Raw genomic sequence first — 17035 nt, 5'->3', positions numbered from 1 at the left:
TAAGTCTTTTCAAACTCTTTATTTGTCAAACCGTCGGCGCGGCTTGGGACTCAACGTAGGCTGGAAAGAAAAGCAGATAAGCGTCCGAGTTTGTTGCCCAGTTTGGTGCGCTTTAGCTCGCTAGCAACAGGCCAAGCCAGAAAGAAAACCAGCACAGAGCAAGGCTGATCAGAATATTGCCTGCTGCCAAATACAATGTGCGTTCGCGGTGAAGTTCAAGCGATTGGTAGGCAAAGCTGGAGAAAGTCGTAAAACCGCCGCAAAACCCGAAAACAAGGCGTTTTTGGTCCTCGGGTATGTCTACAGGACCGCCCAGATACCCAACCCAGATCCCCAGCAGCAGGCTACCCAACACATTTACGAGCAAGGTCGCTAGTGGAAAGTCGTGCCGAATCTTCAGCGCCAGCCAATGGCGCATCACGGCCCCCAGACCTCCACCCAAAGCGAACATGGAATGAAGATACAATTCGTTCATGACGACAACGTTTTGGAATGAAAATGTCGACCAAGTCTTTCGCCAATCAGCGCGGCAGCAAGGCCAAATGAAACTTCCAGCCCGATTGCCAGGGACGTTACCCATAGGCCGCCATCGGCTATTCGTTCAAGATCAGCAACAAAAGATGAGAAGGTCGACAATCCACCGCAAAACCCGACAGCGCCAAGGTGCAGAACATGCGCGTGCACTTTATTGCGCACGGAATACAGCCAGCCCAGAACAAAACAGGCGACCACGTTGATGCCGAAGGTCGAGGTGAGAAAGCTTAGGCCGGGGATCTCTAGTGCAAACGCCTCACGCAACAACGACCCAAGCGCACCGCCTGAGAAGACGGACAGAAACATCACGCTTTTTCGGTCACGCCAGAGGTGGGATTGTGTGTTTGCCAAGGATTGGCCCTTTGTCGTCCGTTAAGCGTGATTTATCCGCCGGTTGCACCGGGTTCAACAGTTGGTCCGTTCGTAACATGATTTCACGTTTGCGTCCCTCAGCGGACATTTTTTCGCAGACACTTGAAATAAAAATTCAATCTGTTTCACGTTGAGTTCTGACAGCATGGCTCATCGGCCCGATAGAAACACAAGGAGTTTGGAACATGATTGTCCGCAGAATTTTCTTTTTTCTGAGCTGTGTCTGTCTGCCCTTGGTTCTGATCCTTGGGTTCTTCTGGTCGCCTGCGCATTGGCTTCTGCTCATTTTGGTGCCGTATGCGATCATCGGTCTTTATGATGTTCTGACGACCAAACATAACGTCCTGAACAATTATCCGGTTCTTGGGCATTTCCGGTACATGCTGGAATTTGTAAGTCCGGAAATTCGCCAATATTTCGTGGAAACCAACGAAAGTGGACGGCCTTTCAACAGGATTGTCCGAGGGTTGGTTTACTCTCGGGCCAAGGGGCAGGTGGACACACAGGCGTTCGGCACACAATACGACATTACGGAAACCGGGTATCATCGTGCCAACCACTCACTAGCCCCCAAACATGTGGACAAGAGTGAAGAACGTGTAATGCTGGGCGGTCCACAATGTACGCAACCATACAGCGCCTCACGCCTCAACGTGTCTGCCATGAGCTTTGGCGCGCTCAGCGCCAACGCCATCCGCGCGCTGAACGGAGGAGCCAAGGATGGGGGGTTCGCGCATAACACCGGAGAGGGTGGGCTGTCACCGCATCATCTGGCCGAAGGTGGTGACATCATCTGGCAGATCGGGACGGGTTATTTCGGGTGCCGGACCCCTGCTGGTGGATTTGACATGGACAAGTTTGCCGAAAAGGCAGGCAAGGACGTGGTCAAGGCCATTGAGATCAAGTTATCACAAGGCGCAAAACCTGCCCATGGCGGTGTTCTGCCTGCCGCCAAAGTCGATGCCGAGATTGCCGAGATACGGGGTGTGCCTGAACATCAGGATGTGATTTCTCCGCCTACCCACAGCGCATTCGATGGGCCCACAGGTTTGATGCATTTTGTCCAGCACTTGCGAGAGATGTCCGGCGGCAAACCTGTCGGTTTCAAGCTGTGCATCGGCAAGCCGTCTGAGTTTATGGCGATCTGCAAAGCAATGCTTGAAACGGGTATTCTGCCGGATTTCATCACGATTGACGGGGCAGAAGGGGGCACGGGCGCAGCCCCGGTCGAATTTACCAACCGGTTGGGTATGCCCCTGAACGAAGCCTTGATCTTAGTCAGCAACTGTTTGCGCGGTGTCGGGGTGCGTGACAAGATCCGGATCATCTGTTCCGGCAAAGTGGCGACCGGATATGACATGGTCGAGAAATTGGCGCTTGGCGCCGACATGTGCAACTCGGCGCGCGCGATGATGTTTGCGGTTGGTTGCATTCAGGCATTGCATTGCAACACAAACCGTTGTCCCTCAGGGGTGGCTACACAAGATCCCATCCGCGGGCGCGCTGTGAACGTGCCGCAGAAACGTCAACGTGTTCATCGCTATCACGATGCCACACTGGAAAGTTTCCGCGAGCTTTTGGGTGCCATGGGCAAGGAAAAAGCATCCGAGTTACATCCCCGTGATATCCTGCGCCGAACTGCGGACGAGCATGAGCGTACCTATGCGGAGCTGTATACTTATCTTGAGGATGGTGCCTTTCTAAAGGACGACATTCCCGAAGAGTTTGCGGATGATTGGAAACGAGCTTCGGTCGCCCATTTCTGATATACGCATTCGGTAGGGAAATGCTTGGCCATGCGAAAGCGTACGCGTAGTTGCTCGCTCATTTCCCCTTCGTACACAGCTTCTGCTACCTGGGAATAGATCGCGGATTGTTTGCTGCATGGGTATTGATCTTGCGAATACTCCATTCAACAGAATCTCGCATCGCGCGCCCTAAAGCCAGATCAAATGCACTGATCAGGTCGGGTGTCTGATCGCTGGTCGCCACAACGTTTTCCTGAAACGAGCTGGATGCAATGATTTTGTCTTCGTACTCGTCGATCACCTTGATATTCATGCGCACTTCAATACGAACTTTGGTTCCGTTCTCGGTGTCCGCGACCACAACCCCCTGAAACTCTCGAAGGTCGGGTACAATTATGTAATCGGCCCGCAGGCCTACGGTTGAGCGTCCAACGGCTGCAACTTTGCCCGAGTTCTCAAAGCTTTCGATCAAAAGGGTCTGAACGATCAAAGGTGCGCGATCCACCCAACGGGCGCGGGGCAGGTATTGCACCTGCAACGGAGTAGGTTGAATGGCAATCTGGTCCGTGTTCACTGCGGCGGTTGCCGACGGTTCCTGAACGACGATCTGCTTTTCAATCCTGGGCAGTGCCGAGGAAAACGTGCTTTTAGGTGTAAGCAGATACAAATCATTTGGTTTTGCCGCTTGTTGCAACGTGCCCAAACCAGCGCAGCCGCCAAACAAGACAACCATCAGCATTGCAAGTGCAGGCTTGATCATTGACGAAACTCCGATGCTTGGGTGCCCAACAGGAAACGTGCCGGATCGCGTTGAACTTTGTCTACGAGGCGATCCAGACCGATAACTAGACGCTGGGATTCTTCGATGAAACGAATAAATTGAGGCAACCCGACACGCAGGAAATCCGAAACTTGTCGGCGGTTGCTCTGAACAATGCCATCGATGGTTCCCAGTAGTTCGGACGCGGAATTTGACGCGCTCAGGACGTCGTCCGAGATCTGGTCGATCTTTTCCGTGATGCCCGCGACGGTTTCGGTTACCTGATTGGCCGCCTTCCGGACATCTTCCGCAACAGGTGCCACGTCTTCCTCCATGACACGATTTGCAGAGTCAAAAGCGGATTCTGCCGAAGCCAGCGCCCCCTTGGCGGACTCCATCGTCGTAGTAATCGAACCAAGCGTCGTATTGGCGTTCATCACTGTTTCGTTCACAATTCCAAGGGTAACGCTGCCTTCATCAGACAAAACGGTCAATCGTTCAGCCAGTTGCGAGCCTCGCTCGATGAAAGGCTTCACGTCTTGCTGCAAAATACGGTCCGCCGTCTGAATGGTTGTATTAGCTTCATCCAGCGCTGTCTTGGCGGACTCGGATGCCGTTTTGACAGCTTCCAGTGTTTCAGAGCCGGTCTTGAGCGTTGTTTGAGCGGTTTCGATCAGAGGGTCCAGCCGCTTTGAAAACGCGCCAATATCCTTCGCAGCGCTGCCGATGTCATTTGCGACGGATTCAAAACTTGTCAGTGTCTTGTCCAGTTTACCTGTAGCCGAAGCAAGATTGTCCAGAATACCGCTCACAGCTTCCCGGTTTTTATCATCGACGACTTTGTTCAGGTTTTCCAAAAGCGTCACGGCTTCGTCCAGAACTTTTGGCGCGCCTTCGAACAGGGATTGAATTGTGCTGCGTTTGCTCTTGATAATGCTCTTTTGTGGCAATCGTTCAGCGTTAGCTGATCCGCCGGTCAGTTCAACATAGCCGACACCGGTTACGCCAAGGGACTGAAGCTGTGCGATTGTCTCATCGGTTATCGGAATGTCTGCGTCCACTTCGATCCGCACCCGAACCTTTGACGGATCATTTTCGTCCAGCTGCAAGGAAACAACCTGCCCGACAGGTAAGCCGTTGAAGTTCACGCCGCCAGCTGCCGACAGACCTGCGACATTGTCAAATAGTACATCGTAATAAGCGTATTGGCGCGTGATCTCAAACTTGGCGAGCCACAGGAAAAAGCCGAATGCGCCCAGCAACCCCGCGAGGGTAAACGCGCCAATGAGGATATAGTTCGCCCGGGTTTCCATTGCCTTTACCTGTTTTGCCCCTTCTGCTGCGCCGCGCGGGCGCGGGGGCCTGTGAAGTATTCCTGTACCCAAGGATGGTCGACCTTGGTCATGTCCTCAATCGGACCTTCAACCAACACGCGCTTTTCTGCAAGCACTGCAACGCGGTCACAGATGGCGTAAAGGCTGTCCAGATCATGGGTGACCATAAAAACTGTCAACCCAAGTGCCTGCTGTAACTCGCCGATCAGTTCATCATATGCCGCTGCGCCGATAGGGTCCAATCCTGCGGTCGGTTCGTCCAGAAAAACGATCTCGGGGTCAAGGGCCAGCGCCCGGGCCAGCGCTGCGCGTTTGCGCATACCGCCCGATAATTCCGAGGGAAACTTACCGCAACTCAGCTGTGGCAGACCCACAAGGCTGATCTTCAATGCACCCAGAGACTCCATCAGTTTTTCGCTGAGACCTGTGTGTTCCCGCAACGGAGCCATCACATTTTGGAGCACGGTCAGCGACGAAAACAGTGCCCCGTCCTGAAAGGCAACGCCCCAGTGGCGTTCGATTCTGCGACGATCATCTTCCGGACCATTCAGAACATCGACGCCCAGAACTTCGATTTCTCCGGCGGCGGGTTTGTTCAGCCCTACGATAGTTCTGAGTAACACGGATTTACCGGTGCCCGACCCGCCGACGATTCCCAGAACCTCTCCCCGCCAGACGTCAAGATTCAGGCCTTCATGAACCACTTGCGTACCGAACTGAGTTCGGAGCCCGCGCACACGAATGACCGCCTCGCGGTCTGTGGTCGCGGCCAACGATACCTGTTGTGTATCATTGTTCATGTCATATCCCGATCTCTGAGAAGAAGATCGAAAACAAAGCATCGATTGCGATCACCATGAAAATGGATTGAACAACTGATGCTGTCGTACGTTGACCGACACTTTGGGCGGACCCTTTGACCTGCATTGCCTGCCAGCAGGCAACAACGCCGATGACGAGCGCAAAGAACGGTGCCTTGATCAGGCCGACCGCCAGTTGCCAGACGTCGGTGTTTTCCTTCAAACGAGTGAGAAACATGCCGGGGCTTACACCCAGGTCGATCCAGCTCATCAAGGCGCCGCCAAACAGGCCTGCCATATCGGCGACAAACCCCAATATGGGCAGCATGATCAACAAGGCCAATACGCGGGGAATGACCAAAACTTCGATCGGGTCCAGACCCAGTGTTCGCATTGCGTCGATTTCTTCCTGCACTTTCATCGAGCCGATAGACGCGGTGAATGCAGAACCCGAGCGCCCGGCAACGATTATGGCCGTCAACAATATGCCCAATTCACGTAGAACCGAGATCGAGATCAGCTCGACCACGAATATCTCAGCTCCAAATTGCTTCAGTTGGGTCGCGCCCTGAAAGGCCAGTACGACACCGATCAGAAATCCCATAAGGGCCACGATTGGCAGTGCCTTGAACCCGGTTTCTTCCATGTGCGTGACCAGCGCTGCCTTGCGCAGTCGCCATGGCATGACAATGGTACGAAACAGCCTATGCAGTGTCAGACCCAGAAATTCGAGGATCGAAAGTGTGTCCCGCCAGGCACCTACCGTGATGTGGCCCATTTGGGCGATCAAATCTAGCAGACTTCGCGGTTTATCAAGCTCACCGGGTTCGTCGGGGATGCTGCGGGTTACAGTATCGATCAGAGTGGCATGTGCTGGTTTCACCCCTTGAAACTCAAGTGTTGCACCTTGCGACGTGAAGCGTCTGCCGAGATCCGCGATCAGCCAGGCACCGCCTGTATCAAGAGCTTCGACATCGGACAGATCAAGAACGACCCTGTCTCCGGTTAGGCGGACAGAGGCAAAACCCTGCTCAACGGTTTGCAGCGATTGCGTGAGCAGCTCTCCGGATATGCGTACACGAGTGCCGCTGGAATCGTATTCTGAGATTATCGTGGGCTGCGTCATGAGGTCATGTGAAGTGAAACACTCGAAGACCGCAACGGCTTTGTGCCATTGGACATCTTTTTGCCGCGCCGCATTGCCTTGGCGTCACGCCGGTCGCAGTATTGGACCGCCTTGAACTGATCCCTGCCAGATGTTTTCGCTCTGCGACTTTTGTGTGGATTATGTGCCCATGCACAACCCACAAATCGGTTGCGCATAAGCCGGAAGCAAGACACATTCCGCGTTGGTTATTACGGCGCGGAACAGGAGAAGTCGGTATGCATCAGACCAAGAACGTCTTGTTTGTCATCATCGATCAACTCAGAGCGGATTGCTTGTCCGGGGCCTTGGCAGATCATGTGAACCTTCCAAATTTACGGGCTTTTATGGATGAGGCTGTGACCTTTACCCGCCATTTTTCGGTCACCAATCCCTGCGGTCCCTCGCGCGCGTCGATCCTGACCGGCCAATATGCGATGAATCACCGGTCGGTAAGAAACGGCACGCCGTTACGACACGATACCCCGAACATCGCCACGGAAATGCGTAAGGCTGGTTACTTGCCAATGTTGTTTGGGTATACAGATACCTCCGCCGATCCGCGCGTCCATGATCCCAATGACCCAGATCTCAAGTCTTACGAGCAGTCGATGACAGGGTTTGTCGAAGTTGTCGAAATGCGCCTTGAAGAATCATATCCGTGGCAAGCGCATCTGATGAAAAAGGGGTACCAATTTGAAACGTACTGGGATGTCTACAAGCCCGTTTCGCCTGTTGGTGGACAGCCGCGATTGAACGATCCCGCGCTGTATCGGGCCGAAGACAGCGACACAGCCTTTTTGACCGATGCCTTCCTGGACGGAATCGCGCCGCATCGTGGAAAGGGTTGGTTCGCCCATTTGACCTATATCCGCCCTCATCCGCCATTGGTCGCACCGGCCCCTTACAATGATATGTATGACCCGGCGGGCATCCCTTTGCCGCATTGCTTGCCAAGCGCAGCAGCAGAAAGGGCACTGCACCCATTCTTCGGACCAAAGCTGGATACCTATAGCGCGAAAAAGTTTGTTCACGGTTTCGATGATGTTGAACCTACGGACGAAAACATTCGCACCTTGCGTGCTATATATCTGGGTCTGGCGACTGAGGTTGATCACCACATCGGTCGTGTTGTCCAGTACCTGAAGGACAGCGGGCAATATGACGATACACTTCTGGTTATCACCGCCGATCATGGTGAAATGCTGGGGGATCGACACAGCTGGGGCAAAATGACGGTCTACGACGCAGCGTATCACACACCGCTTATGATCCGTTTGCCAGGGAACGAAGCTGTGGCTGGAAGCAAGATCAAAGTACCAACCGAGTCCGTGGATGTCACTCCGACCATATTGGACTGGATAGGGCAGGCTGTTCCGAACGCTATGGATGGTCGGTCCTTGCTGCCATTGTTGCGGGGTAATATCCCGGACAATTGGCGCGACTATTCTTTCAGTGAACTTGATTTTTCAGAACCTGAGAACCCGACGTTGTGGCAGCAGGAATTGGGGACCGGCAACAGTGACTCATGTTTGGGAATATTACGGGATGAACGGTTCACACTGGTTGAGTTCGCTGCCGACCTGCCCCCGATCCTGTTCGACCATCATGGTAAGGGCGAATTCGAGAACGTCGCGAATAATCCGGATTTTGCGGCGGATCTCGCACGGTTAAGCCGACAGATGTTGCGCCACAGGATGAGAAACATGGACCACACGTTGTCCTTGCACTCGATCACATCTGAAGGTGCAAAATCCCGTCCCAGATACACATCTTAGAACGCGGATATTGTCCACCTTCATCGTTTCTGGCGCCGCCGGGCGTATTGTTGCGGGCTGATTTGTCAACGTATTTCACGTTGTGCATTCACGGATCGTCAAAAGCATTAAACCGAAGGCTGGGTCTGAAAATGCCTCCTCTCAATTCCACTACCCGCGCGTGATTTCTGATGCTACGCATGAGCCGTGGAGAAGACCAACTTGAACATAACCGAAAAGCGTATCAAGGCGATGACGACCGCCGGGCTGAACCTGATCGGTCAGGCGCTTTCCATTTATGACAGCAAGTTGCAACTGGTGCTCAGCAATCGCCGCTTCCAGGAAATGTTCGGTTTGCCGGACGAGCTGGTTCAAAGGGGCGCTCTGTTTCGCGACACGATCCACTTTCTTGCCAGCCGCGGTGAGTATGGCGACGATGAAAGTGTCGATGAAATGGTCAATCTGCGTGTCCAGCAAGCCTTGGCGTTTGAGCCTCACTACATGGAGCGCGTGCGCCCCAATGGGCAGGTTGTTTCAATAGAAGGCGCGCCGCTGCCACAAGGCGGGTGGGTCGCGGTTTACACCGATATTACCGGCACACGGCGGGCGGAAAACCTGTTGCGCGCGCGGTCAGAGGAACTGTCGGAACAGTTGCTGAGCCACGCGGAAGAACTGTCCGCAACCAACCGCAAACTTGCGGCCACGATCGCAGCGCTGGAAGAGGCGAAGCGGGAATTGACCGAAATTGAAGCCCGCACTCGTATGGTTACCGAGATGATGCCGGCTCATATCGCGCATTTAGACAGCGACGGCCGTTACGATTACTCGAACCGTCGGCTGAGCGCCGTCATGCCTGGGCGTCCGTCCGATATTCTGGGGCTTCACATTTCTGAAGCGCTGGGTGCGACCGCCTTTGAACGGGTTCAGGCCCATTTGCTTAAGGCCTATAGCGGAGAGCCGTCGGTCTTTGAGTTCACTGAAGATCAGGATTCCCGCCGAATTCGGGTTTCATTTACGCCAGATGGGGCAGGGGGCGTGTACGTGATGTCGGTGGACATCACCGAAGAGACACAGGCACGCGTTGCATTACAGCAAACCCGCCGTCGGGCGATGGCGGCCCAGATGACCAGCGGGCTTGCCCATGACTTTTCCAACCTGCTTACTATTATCCTGGGGATGCAGTCCCGCCTCGACAAGATGGATTTGCCGGATGGTGCGCGGGAACTTGTGGCGGCAACTCAACAAACCGCGCGTCGGGGCGGGCAACTGCTGAACCGGATCGCCGACATGACTGGAAACCGAACGCCGCAACCGCAGGCAACTGACATCGGAGGTTTGTTGGAAGATCTGAGGATTCTGGCGACACCGTCACTGCCTCGCGGTGTAGGCCTGTCCGTCGTAAACACCTTGCCGAAACAGACATTGATGCTTGATCCGGGTATGGTTCAGGATGCGCTATTAAACTTGGTCCTAAATGCCCGGGACGCCTGCGGAAGCACGGGCCAGATCACGATCAGTGCACATGCCATAGGTGAGATCTGGATCGAAGTCACAGTTTCCGACACCGGGCCGGGGTTTTCACCCGAGGCGCTTGAAAAGGCGCTGAACCCGTTTTTTACAACAAAAGGGAGCGACGGTTCGGGTCTGGGGCTGCCGATGGTTTATGATACGGTCAAGCTTGCCGGTGGCGATCTGAATCTAAGAAATACGCCATCTGGGGCCTCAGTTGTCATGCGTTTGCCTTTTCGGCCCGCTCCTCCGGCGCAGGACGGGTTGGTACTGTTGGTTGAAGATAACGAAGACCTGCGCGGGCAGTTTAGGGACATGCTTGTGGATTTGGGCTTTACTGTCATTGAAGCAAATTCAGTTGATGAAGCACTGGCCTTGATATCAAGTGTGAAGGACATTTCGCTAGTCTTGTCGGATATCCGTCTGGAAGGACACGGTACAGGCTTGGACATCCTTGAACAGTTGAAGCCGGGGTTACCGTTTATCCTTATGACATCCCTGCCAATTTCAGATCCACTGCATCAACGGGCCCTTGCTTTGGCACCTGTTTTGCGTAAACCGTTCTCACAGGCTCAATTGTCCGCTCTCATCCAAACCGAGGCCGCCTGATGTCGCAACCACTGGTGACCATTCTCGACGACGAACCCGAGATACGGCGCATTCTGACGGATGCACTGGAGGATGCCGGTTTCCGGACGCAGAGCTTTTCTCGTGCCAGAGAGTTTGAAGCAGCCCTAAATCGAGTGACCCCGGATGTTTGCCTCGTGGACCTGTCTTTACCAGATACCGACGGGCTGGCGCTTGTTCATCGCTTGGCGCTGGAACAGGGTGCAGCTGTGATCATTATTTCCGGCCGGGCACAGGTTCAGGACCGTGTGACCGGGCTGGAGCTTGGCGCAGATGACTATATTACTAAGCCGTTTGACCCTACCGAGGTCGTAGCCCGGGTCCGGGCAAGGTTACGCGCACCGCGCGGGCGGACGTCACAATCGGATACGGCTGAATTCAACGGCTGGATTGCGCATTTTGATCGGTATGTTCTGGAAGACGGGTCAGGGTCTGAAACACCTTTCAGCCATGCTGAAGGCGAGGTTCTGCGTCTGTTTCTGGAAAGCCCCAAGCGGCTGATCAGCAGGGGGCAGATGCAGGAGTCCTTGGGCGGCGCGGCCGGCGACAGTTTTGATCGTGCTATGGATGTCAGAATCTCCAGATTGCGCACGAAACTTGGTGAAGATCCAAAGAATCCACGCCTGATCAAAACGATTTACGGTGCCGGGTATATTTTCCTGGGGGATGTCGACTGGAAATAGTGACGCTCTGGTAGTCGGATTGCGAACCTGAATTTCTATCGACCCACTCTGCGTCAGGCAATGTTGATCGAGGATACTGTAAGAATTTGAAAAGAAACTATTTTATGGTCTTTTCAGTTACTCACGCAAAGCTTGATCTTTTATCTTCACGACAGGTTCCAGCAGATACTCCAATACGGATTTTCGACCTGACAAAATGTCAACCTCTGCGATCATGCCGGGTATGATTTCCACAGCAACACCATTTCCATCGAGCATGGTGTCGCTCGTGCGAATTTCCACAACGAACACCTCTTCGTCGTTCCGCTCTGAACGTGTGACGGTATCGGCGCCAATCCGTGCGATTTCACCATCCAGCGCCCCGTATCGCGCAAAATCATAAGCCGTGATCTTTACCTTTACGGGCTGTCCAGCACGCAAAAATGCAATATCTTCGGGCTTTACGTAAGCTTCGACCAATAGTGTGTCGTCCAGGGGAACAATCTCGACAAGGTCTTCGCCACTCCGCGCCAAACCCCCAATGGTGGTTCGGTGGATGCGGTTGACGATACCGCGAACCGGAGAGCGAACCTGCGCTCGTGCAGCGCGGTCGCGTAGGGCTGGCAAGGCGGGTTGCAAAGCCGCCAGTTCCGCAGTTGCAATGGCCAATTCAGTAAGCGCCGCACTTCGAAATCGGCTGTGAGCAGCTTGAATGCGATCATTTATTTCATCTAATCCGGTTTGCAACCTACTGGTCACGGTTTCGGCACGGACCTTGCGACCGCGCCACTCGGCTTCGCTGCGCCGCAACGCCAGCAATGTCGTTGCCGGTTCCATTTGCCGCTCGACAAGCGGAGCTATGATTGCACGCTCCTCCCCAAGCACCTTTAGGGTTTCTTCTGCTGTTACCTGATCCACTAAACCTTCTTCGTGTTCTCGCTGCTTTTGCTCACGTTGTCGTTCCAATATGGCGATTTCTGCTTCCAGCTCTGCTTGCCGACCCTGATACAATGCAGTTTCCGAACGCACGACACTGGGTGCACCTTCGATCAACTGCGCATCGAAATTCAATTGCGTACCATCAATTTCTGCTTGCAGTCGTTGTGCACGGGCTTGCAGTCCGAAAGCGCGCTGTTGTTCCTGGCTAAGTTGGCTGTCGAGTTGTGTGGCGTCCAGTTCCATCAACAATGTTCCTTTGTCGACCAACTGACCTTCGCGCACATGGAGCGACCGCAACACGCCAGGTTCGGAGGCATCGATCACCTGAATGTCGCCCGAAGGCACGATCCGCCCGTCGACGCGCGTTACGTCATCCAACTCGGTCAAATGCGCCCACAGCCCGGCCGAGACAATACAGGACAGGATCAACAGCAAGAGCAATGAACCACGAACGGGGGACCGCCCCTGCATTTCGCGCGCCAACTTCGCCAGATCAGGATGCTGCGACATTCAAGTGCCTCCCTTTCTGGCGCATGTGCTGCGTCAGCAAGCTCTTGGGCCCATCAGCCGCGATTTTTCCGTTTTCCAGAACGATAACCCTGTCCACAAGCTCCAGCAGGCTGGTTCTGTGCGTTACAATGACCAGGGTTGACCCGGAAGTTGACTTACTCAGACGCTGAACCAGTTGGGCTTCGCTTTTGACGTCCATCGCACTGGTTGGCTCGTCAAAAAGCAAAACCGGAGGACGCCCGACAAGTGCCCGTGCCAGAGCGATTGCCTGCCGTTGCCCACCCGAAAGCCCCTCACCACGTTCCGCGAGGTGAATATCATAGCCCGAAGGATGGCTGTTCACGAATTCTTCGACTCCGGCAATGCGGCCGGCTTCGACAATGTCGCAATCTCTGGGTCGGATTGCGCCACTGGCGATATTGTCCCTGACAGACCCCGAAAAAAGCCAGACATCCTGTAAAACGGATCCGATATTGCGTCGCAAGTCACCCGGGTCGATCTGACGTATGTCCAAACCATCAACCATGACCGAGCCCACTCGTGGCGTGTAAAGCCCCAATAGCAGGCGCGCAATCGTGCTTTTCCCGCATCCGATTTGACCGAGAATTGCGACTTTCTCACCGGGCTTGATTGTGAATGAGACACCACGCAGGGTATCTTCGCCTTGGTCAGAATACGAGAAGTACACGTTATTGAAGGCAATCGCCCCTTTGAAATCAGATCGGGTCAGCCATGTGCGCCCCTCTGGGCGTTCGCTTTCTGCATGCATTAGCGCATTGAGATTGCGATAAGCGCATCTGGCCTGGTTAATGCGGGTCAAAGTCTGCGCCAGTTGACCCAGAGGGGCCAACGCCCGACCGGTCAACATTACCGAAGCGACCAGCGCACCCATGCTGGCTTGCCCGTTCGTGATCAGAAAAACGCCAAGAAATACGACAAGCACTTGCGCGGCCTGTTGGGTGAATCCGGTCAGGTTCAGCGCGAATTGCGTGACCGTCCGGCTTCGCGCACCATGCGCTGACTGCTGTTCGATGGCCTGTTCCCATCGTGCGCGCATTTTTTGGCCTGCTGCCGTCGTTTTTATGGTATCTAGTCCCGAAACAGCCTCAACCAGAACTGATTGTTTGGACTGTCCATCGGACAAGCTTCGTTCCGCCATCCTTGATAAAACTGGCTGCACCGCCAAACCTGTCAGAAGCACCAACGGTACGGCCAGAGCTGGGATCAAAGCCAGTTGTCCACCAACCAGATAGATCACCAGGATGAACAACCCAATGAAAGGCAGGTCGACAACGGCCACCAGCGTCGCGGATGTAAAGAATTCTCGCAGAGTTTCAAACTCGCGAATGGTGCTGGTCATAGCACCAGTAGACCCTATGCGCGATTTCATCTGGATGTTCAGCAACTGGTCGAAAATGCGACGGCCCATCAACAAGTCGGCTTTCTGCCCGGCCTTGTCGATAAATCCCGCCCGCAGCAACTTGAGGGCAAAGTCAAAACACAATGCCAACGCCACGCCCATGGTCAAAGCGATCAGCGACTCAGTCGCTTCGTTGGGCAATACCCGGTCATAGACCACCATGATGAAAACGGACGTGGACAAACCAAGAAGGTTTGCCAGCGCCGCTGCGAGTGCGACCTGAATGTATGACCAACGACTGGCGGATAGTGCGTTCCAGAACCAGTGACCGCCATGTGAACTGCCCCCCCCAACGTTTCGCCGTCGTGATGGCGACGGAACAGGATTGCGTAACCGGTATAACAGGCTGCCAGCCTGTCTTCGGAAACTTCACCGACACCTTCGCCTAGCTCTGGGTCGAAGACCAATAAAGCGCCGGTTTGCTTTCGTCCGTGAAAGACAACGGCTTTATCTTCTGCCAACAGCAACAGGGTGGGCGTCAGATTGTTGTTCAATTCGGAAAGGCGCTTTGCCCCATACCCCGCCTGCATGCCCGCCTTTTGCGCGAGGGCGAGAATGTCCCGTATTGTCAAATCCCCATCTGCGCCAGTTTGCGCTGCGTGCAGCGCCGCGAGACTCAATGGCCGTTCAAGTGCCGACGAGATATTCAATAGGCAGGCTTCAAACGGTGTCAGCAGCGAGGCATTGGGGGCAGGGTCGGATGCGTTCATTGTGTATTGCCCCAGTCGTCCAATGAAACCCCAAGCAGGTCGAGTATGTCGCCGGTCAGGCTTAGGGCTGCATAATTGGTCAGAAAGTAGCTCTGTTCCGCAAGGATCAAACGTTCCTGAGCATTAACGTAGTCCCGCTGCGCATCCAGAATTTCAATGAGGCTACGTCGACCGATCGAAAATTGTTTACGGGAAGCAGTGATATTTTCAGCGTTAGCCTCCACGGCATTCCGGGCTTCGCGCAACCGATAGGCACCCGCTTTTTGATCTGAACGGATAAAACCCACCTCTCGCGTTATTTCACGGATAAGTTGCTCGCGCGCAAACTCAGTTTCTTTGACCAGCGATTCCGCAGCTGCTATTGCGGCGCGACGTTGGCCGGTGTTGTCCAGCTCGTAATTGAAGGAAAGATCCACTCCAAAATTCGTGTCACGATTGTTATCCTGGTTCGCGAATGCGGCGACCCTGACATCAGGGCTGCGACGCGCTTGCGCTGCGGACAATTCTGCCTTGGCAGCCAGAAGGCTTGCATCGGACCGCCGAACCTGAGGGCTGTTCATTATGATCTGCATGTCACTTCTTTCCAGTCCAGGTGCCGGAACAGGTGCAGGAAGAGCGCCGGGCTCATCCCCGAATATCTCGCGGAATCGCGCTTCGGCCCGGTCTGTGCGCGCATGCGCATCAGCCAGCTTTGTGCGCGCATCGGACATGCGCGACCGGGCAGCCAGGACGTCGGCACTCGAACCGACGCCGTTTTTTGTTCGGTCGGTTATCTGGCGAACAAGCTCTTCATGGGTCAAAACATTCTGTGCTGCGATGCTTTGAATCTTTCGTTGATCGAGGACAAGTACATAGGTCTCAATAGCTGCGAGCGCAGTGGATGAGGCCGTTTGAATCTGATCACCTCTGCTTTCCAAGACACGTGCCCGCGCAGCGGTCAGATCTCCCGAGGCCGCCCCTCCGTCATAAACCAATTGCGAGACCCTCAGATACGGCGAGACGTCCGCGATATCTGATGCAATCCTCTCAGACCGTGCGTTTAATCCCAGCGAAATCTCCGGGAGAAAAGCGCCTTCAGCTGCGTCTTGTTTAGCCTTCACGATGCCCATTCTGGATTTGGCTTGCGCCAGGTTAGGACTGTTCTCAACCGCCTTTTTCACCCGCTGCCCGAAGGCGCTGTGACTGAGTGATTTTGATGGTTTAGTTGCCCCGGCGCCGGCTGTTTGGGCTGCAAAGGACATCGTAACTGACGTCAAATCAGGTGGACGCGTGCAGGCGGAAATGGAAATCAGAAGCAGACTGAACGCAACAAAATAATATGAATACCTACTAAATGGCATACTGACCCTCCTGCCACCGATGGTCCAACAAGCTTTCCTTTCGTTGGGCGGCTGCCAGCGCCTCCATAAATTCTGAAGCATCCGACCTAACGCCGGTCGACGACTTTTTCGCCAATTCTTCGGCTCGCATTTGAGCTGGCAAAAGCCACGCGCAATGGGTCAAGGAAACTTGGTGGGCATGTATGAGGCGCAGGCCTCCGTTCATGGCGAGCAATGACAGATGCGCTGAAGGAACTTGCCGCAAGGCAGCCAGGTCGACTCCGAAGTAACCGCCGAGGCATTCGTCCATTTGTGCGCAGGCGAGTGGAGAAAAAAGCCCCATACCACCTATCGTACGGCACAACTGATATGTGTTCTCCAGTGACGCTGTAAGCTTGCGAAAGAACACCTGGACATTTTGCAGTTCAGGCCCCAGCGCTCCGGTTCGGTCAAAGAATGGCTCATCTTCTGGGTTGTCAGTAACCAGGTCCAAGCTTTCGTTGACAAGCAAACCAAACTCCCCCTCTCCGGTTTTGTCCTGAAGCTCAGGTGATCGGAACTGAAATGGCACACACCGTAGTGCCGAGGGAACGTAGCTTGCGCGCCATTCCCCTGTAGCTGACACGAATGGCGTCGGTTTGTCTGGTGTCATCGATAAGATTGCCACGGGGTAAAATCCCCGTTCGGATTTCCGGAACGCGATCGGAAAAGTGGCTGCTGCCTGTAGGACCTCTGCCTCTGCCACCGGGCAGTCGACCATGTCGCGCGCGAATTCGAACGACGTGTAACGTTTCCAGAACCGATGACCATGTCGTAATCGTGTGACCGGGGTTAAGCCAATCTGCGCCATAACTGCCTCGTGTTTCTGATGAACGCCAATTTTTTCCTGA

General features: G+C 54.4%; 15 protein-coding genes. 4 read left to right on the top strand and 11 right to left on the bottom strand.

Annotated features, from left to right (window positions below):
* Window positions 1–112 precede the first annotated feature (112 nt).
* Window positions 113–475, bottom strand: a complete 363-nt coding sequence (gene crcB, locus I9182_RS06080; RefSeq protein ID WP_209507110.1) for a fluoride efflux transporter CrcB — start codon at window positions 473–475, stop codon at window positions 113–115.
* Window positions 472–840 (bottom strand): CrcB family protein, encoded by a 369-nt coding sequence (locus I9182_RS06075; protein WP_209507109.1) that lies wholly within the window; start codon window positions 838–840, stop codon window positions 472–474. The genes crcB and I9182_RS06075 overlap by 4 nt, the downstream gene beginning before the upstream one ends.
* A gap of 251 nt (window positions 841–1091) precedes the next feature.
* Here I9182_RS06075 and I9182_RS06070 point away from each other — a divergent pair, with 251 nt between their 5' ends.
* Entirely contained in the window at window positions 1092–2672 is a 1581-nt protein-coding gene (locus I9182_RS06070) for an FMN-binding glutamate synthase family protein (protein WP_209597239.1), read from the top strand.
* 85 nt (window positions 2673–2757) lie between these two features.
* On the opposite strand, the gene I9182_RS06065 is transcribed toward I9182_RS06070, so the two are convergent.
* The 4 genes from I9182_RS06065 to I9182_RS06050 are packed head-to-tail and all read right to left on the bottom strand — an operon-like array spanning window position 2758 to window position 6674.
* Window positions 2758–3414, bottom strand: a complete 657-nt coding sequence (locus I9182_RS06065) for an ABC-type transport auxiliary lipoprotein family protein (RefSeq protein WP_245222511.1) — start codon at window positions 3412–3414, stop codon at window positions 2758–2760.
* The gene (locus I9182_RS06060; protein ID WP_209597237.1) at window positions 3411–4727 is read right to left on the bottom strand and encodes an MlaD family protein; all 1317 of its coding nucleotides are present in this window, start codon (window positions 4725–4727) and stop codon (window positions 3411–3413) included. Before I9182_RS06060 ends, I9182_RS06065 begins: the two co-directional genes overlap by 4 nt.
* A gap of 5 nt (window positions 4728–4732) precedes the next feature.
* Window positions 4733–5548, bottom strand: a complete 816-nt coding sequence (locus tag I9182_RS06055; RefSeq protein ID WP_209597235.1) for an ATP-binding cassette domain-containing protein — start codon at window positions 5546–5548, stop codon at window positions 4733–4735.
* A gap of 1 nt (window position 5549) precedes the next feature.
* Complete coding sequence (locus tag I9182_RS06050; RefSeq protein ID WP_209507105.1) at window positions 5550–6674, bottom strand: MlaE family lipid ABC transporter permease subunit; 1125 nt, start codon at window positions 6672–6674, stop codon at window positions 5550–5552.
* Window positions 6675–6931: 257 nt separating this feature from the next.
* Between I9182_RS06050 and I9182_RS06045 the strand changes: the two genes are divergently transcribed.
* The 3 genes from I9182_RS06045 (at window position 6932) to I9182_RS06035 (ending at window position 11268) form a co-directional block, all read left to right on the top strand.
* Entirely contained in the window at window positions 6932–8470 is a 1539-nt protein-coding gene (locus I9182_RS06045) for an alkaline phosphatase family protein (protein ID WP_209597233.1), read from the top strand.
* A gap of 201 nt (window positions 8471–8671) precedes the next feature.
* The gene (locus tag I9182_RS06040) at window positions 8672–10567 is read left to right on the top strand and encodes a PAS-domain containing protein (RefSeq protein ID WP_209507103.1); all 1896 of its coding nucleotides are present in this window, start codon (window positions 8672–8674) and stop codon (window positions 10565–10567) included.
* Entirely contained in the window at window positions 10567–11268 is a 702-nt protein-coding gene (locus I9182_RS06035) for a response regulator transcription factor (protein ID WP_209507102.1), read from the top strand. The genes I9182_RS06040 and I9182_RS06035 overlap by 1 nt, the downstream gene beginning before the upstream one ends.
* 117 nt (window positions 11269–11385) lie before the next feature.
* Here the strand turns inward: I9182_RS06035 and I9182_RS06030 are convergent, their stop codons facing one another.
* The 5 genes from I9182_RS06030 to I9182_RS06015 are packed head-to-tail and all read right to left on the bottom strand — an operon-like array spanning window position 11386 to window position 16995.
* The gene (locus I9182_RS06030; protein WP_209597231.1) at window positions 11386–12696 is read right to left on the bottom strand and encodes an HlyD family type I secretion periplasmic adaptor subunit; all 1311 of its coding nucleotides are present in this window, start codon (window positions 12694–12696) and stop codon (window positions 11386–11388) included.
* Entirely contained in the window at window positions 12680–14341 is a 1662-nt protein-coding gene (locus tag I9182_RS06025; RefSeq protein WP_348540388.1) for a type I secretion system permease/ATPase, read from the bottom strand. The genes I9182_RS06030 and I9182_RS06025 overlap by 17 nt, the downstream gene beginning before the upstream one ends.
* Window positions 14230–14826, bottom strand: coding sequence for a cysteine peptidase family C39 domain-containing protein (locus I9182_RS20595; RefSeq protein ID WP_348540383.1), 597 nt, complete (start codon window positions 14824–14826; stop codon window positions 14230–14232). The genes I9182_RS06025 and I9182_RS20595 overlap by 112 nt, the downstream gene beginning before the upstream one ends.
* Window positions 14823–16247: a TolC family protein gene (locus I9182_RS06020; RefSeq protein WP_209597230.1), complete on the bottom strand. Its 1425-nt coding sequence runs from the start codon at window positions 16245–16247 to the stop codon at window positions 14823–14825. Before I9182_RS06020 ends, I9182_RS20595 begins: the two co-directional genes overlap by 4 nt.
* Window positions 16156–16995, bottom strand: coding sequence for a SapC family protein (locus tag I9182_RS06015; protein ID WP_209597228.1), 840 nt, complete (start codon window positions 16993–16995; stop codon window positions 16156–16158). The genes I9182_RS06020 and I9182_RS06015 overlap by 92 nt, the downstream gene beginning before the upstream one ends.
* Window positions 16996–17035: the final 40 nt, after the last annotated feature.

The sequence above is a fragment of the Ruegeria sp. HKCCSP351 genome (assembly GCF_017872535.1).
In the GTDB taxonomy this organism is placed as follows: Bacteria; Pseudomonadota; Alphaproteobacteria; order Rhodobacterales; family Rhodobacteraceae; genus Ruegeria.
Note: the sequence above shows the minus strand (reverse complement) of the source record. Positions and strands in the feature narration are given on the sequence as shown.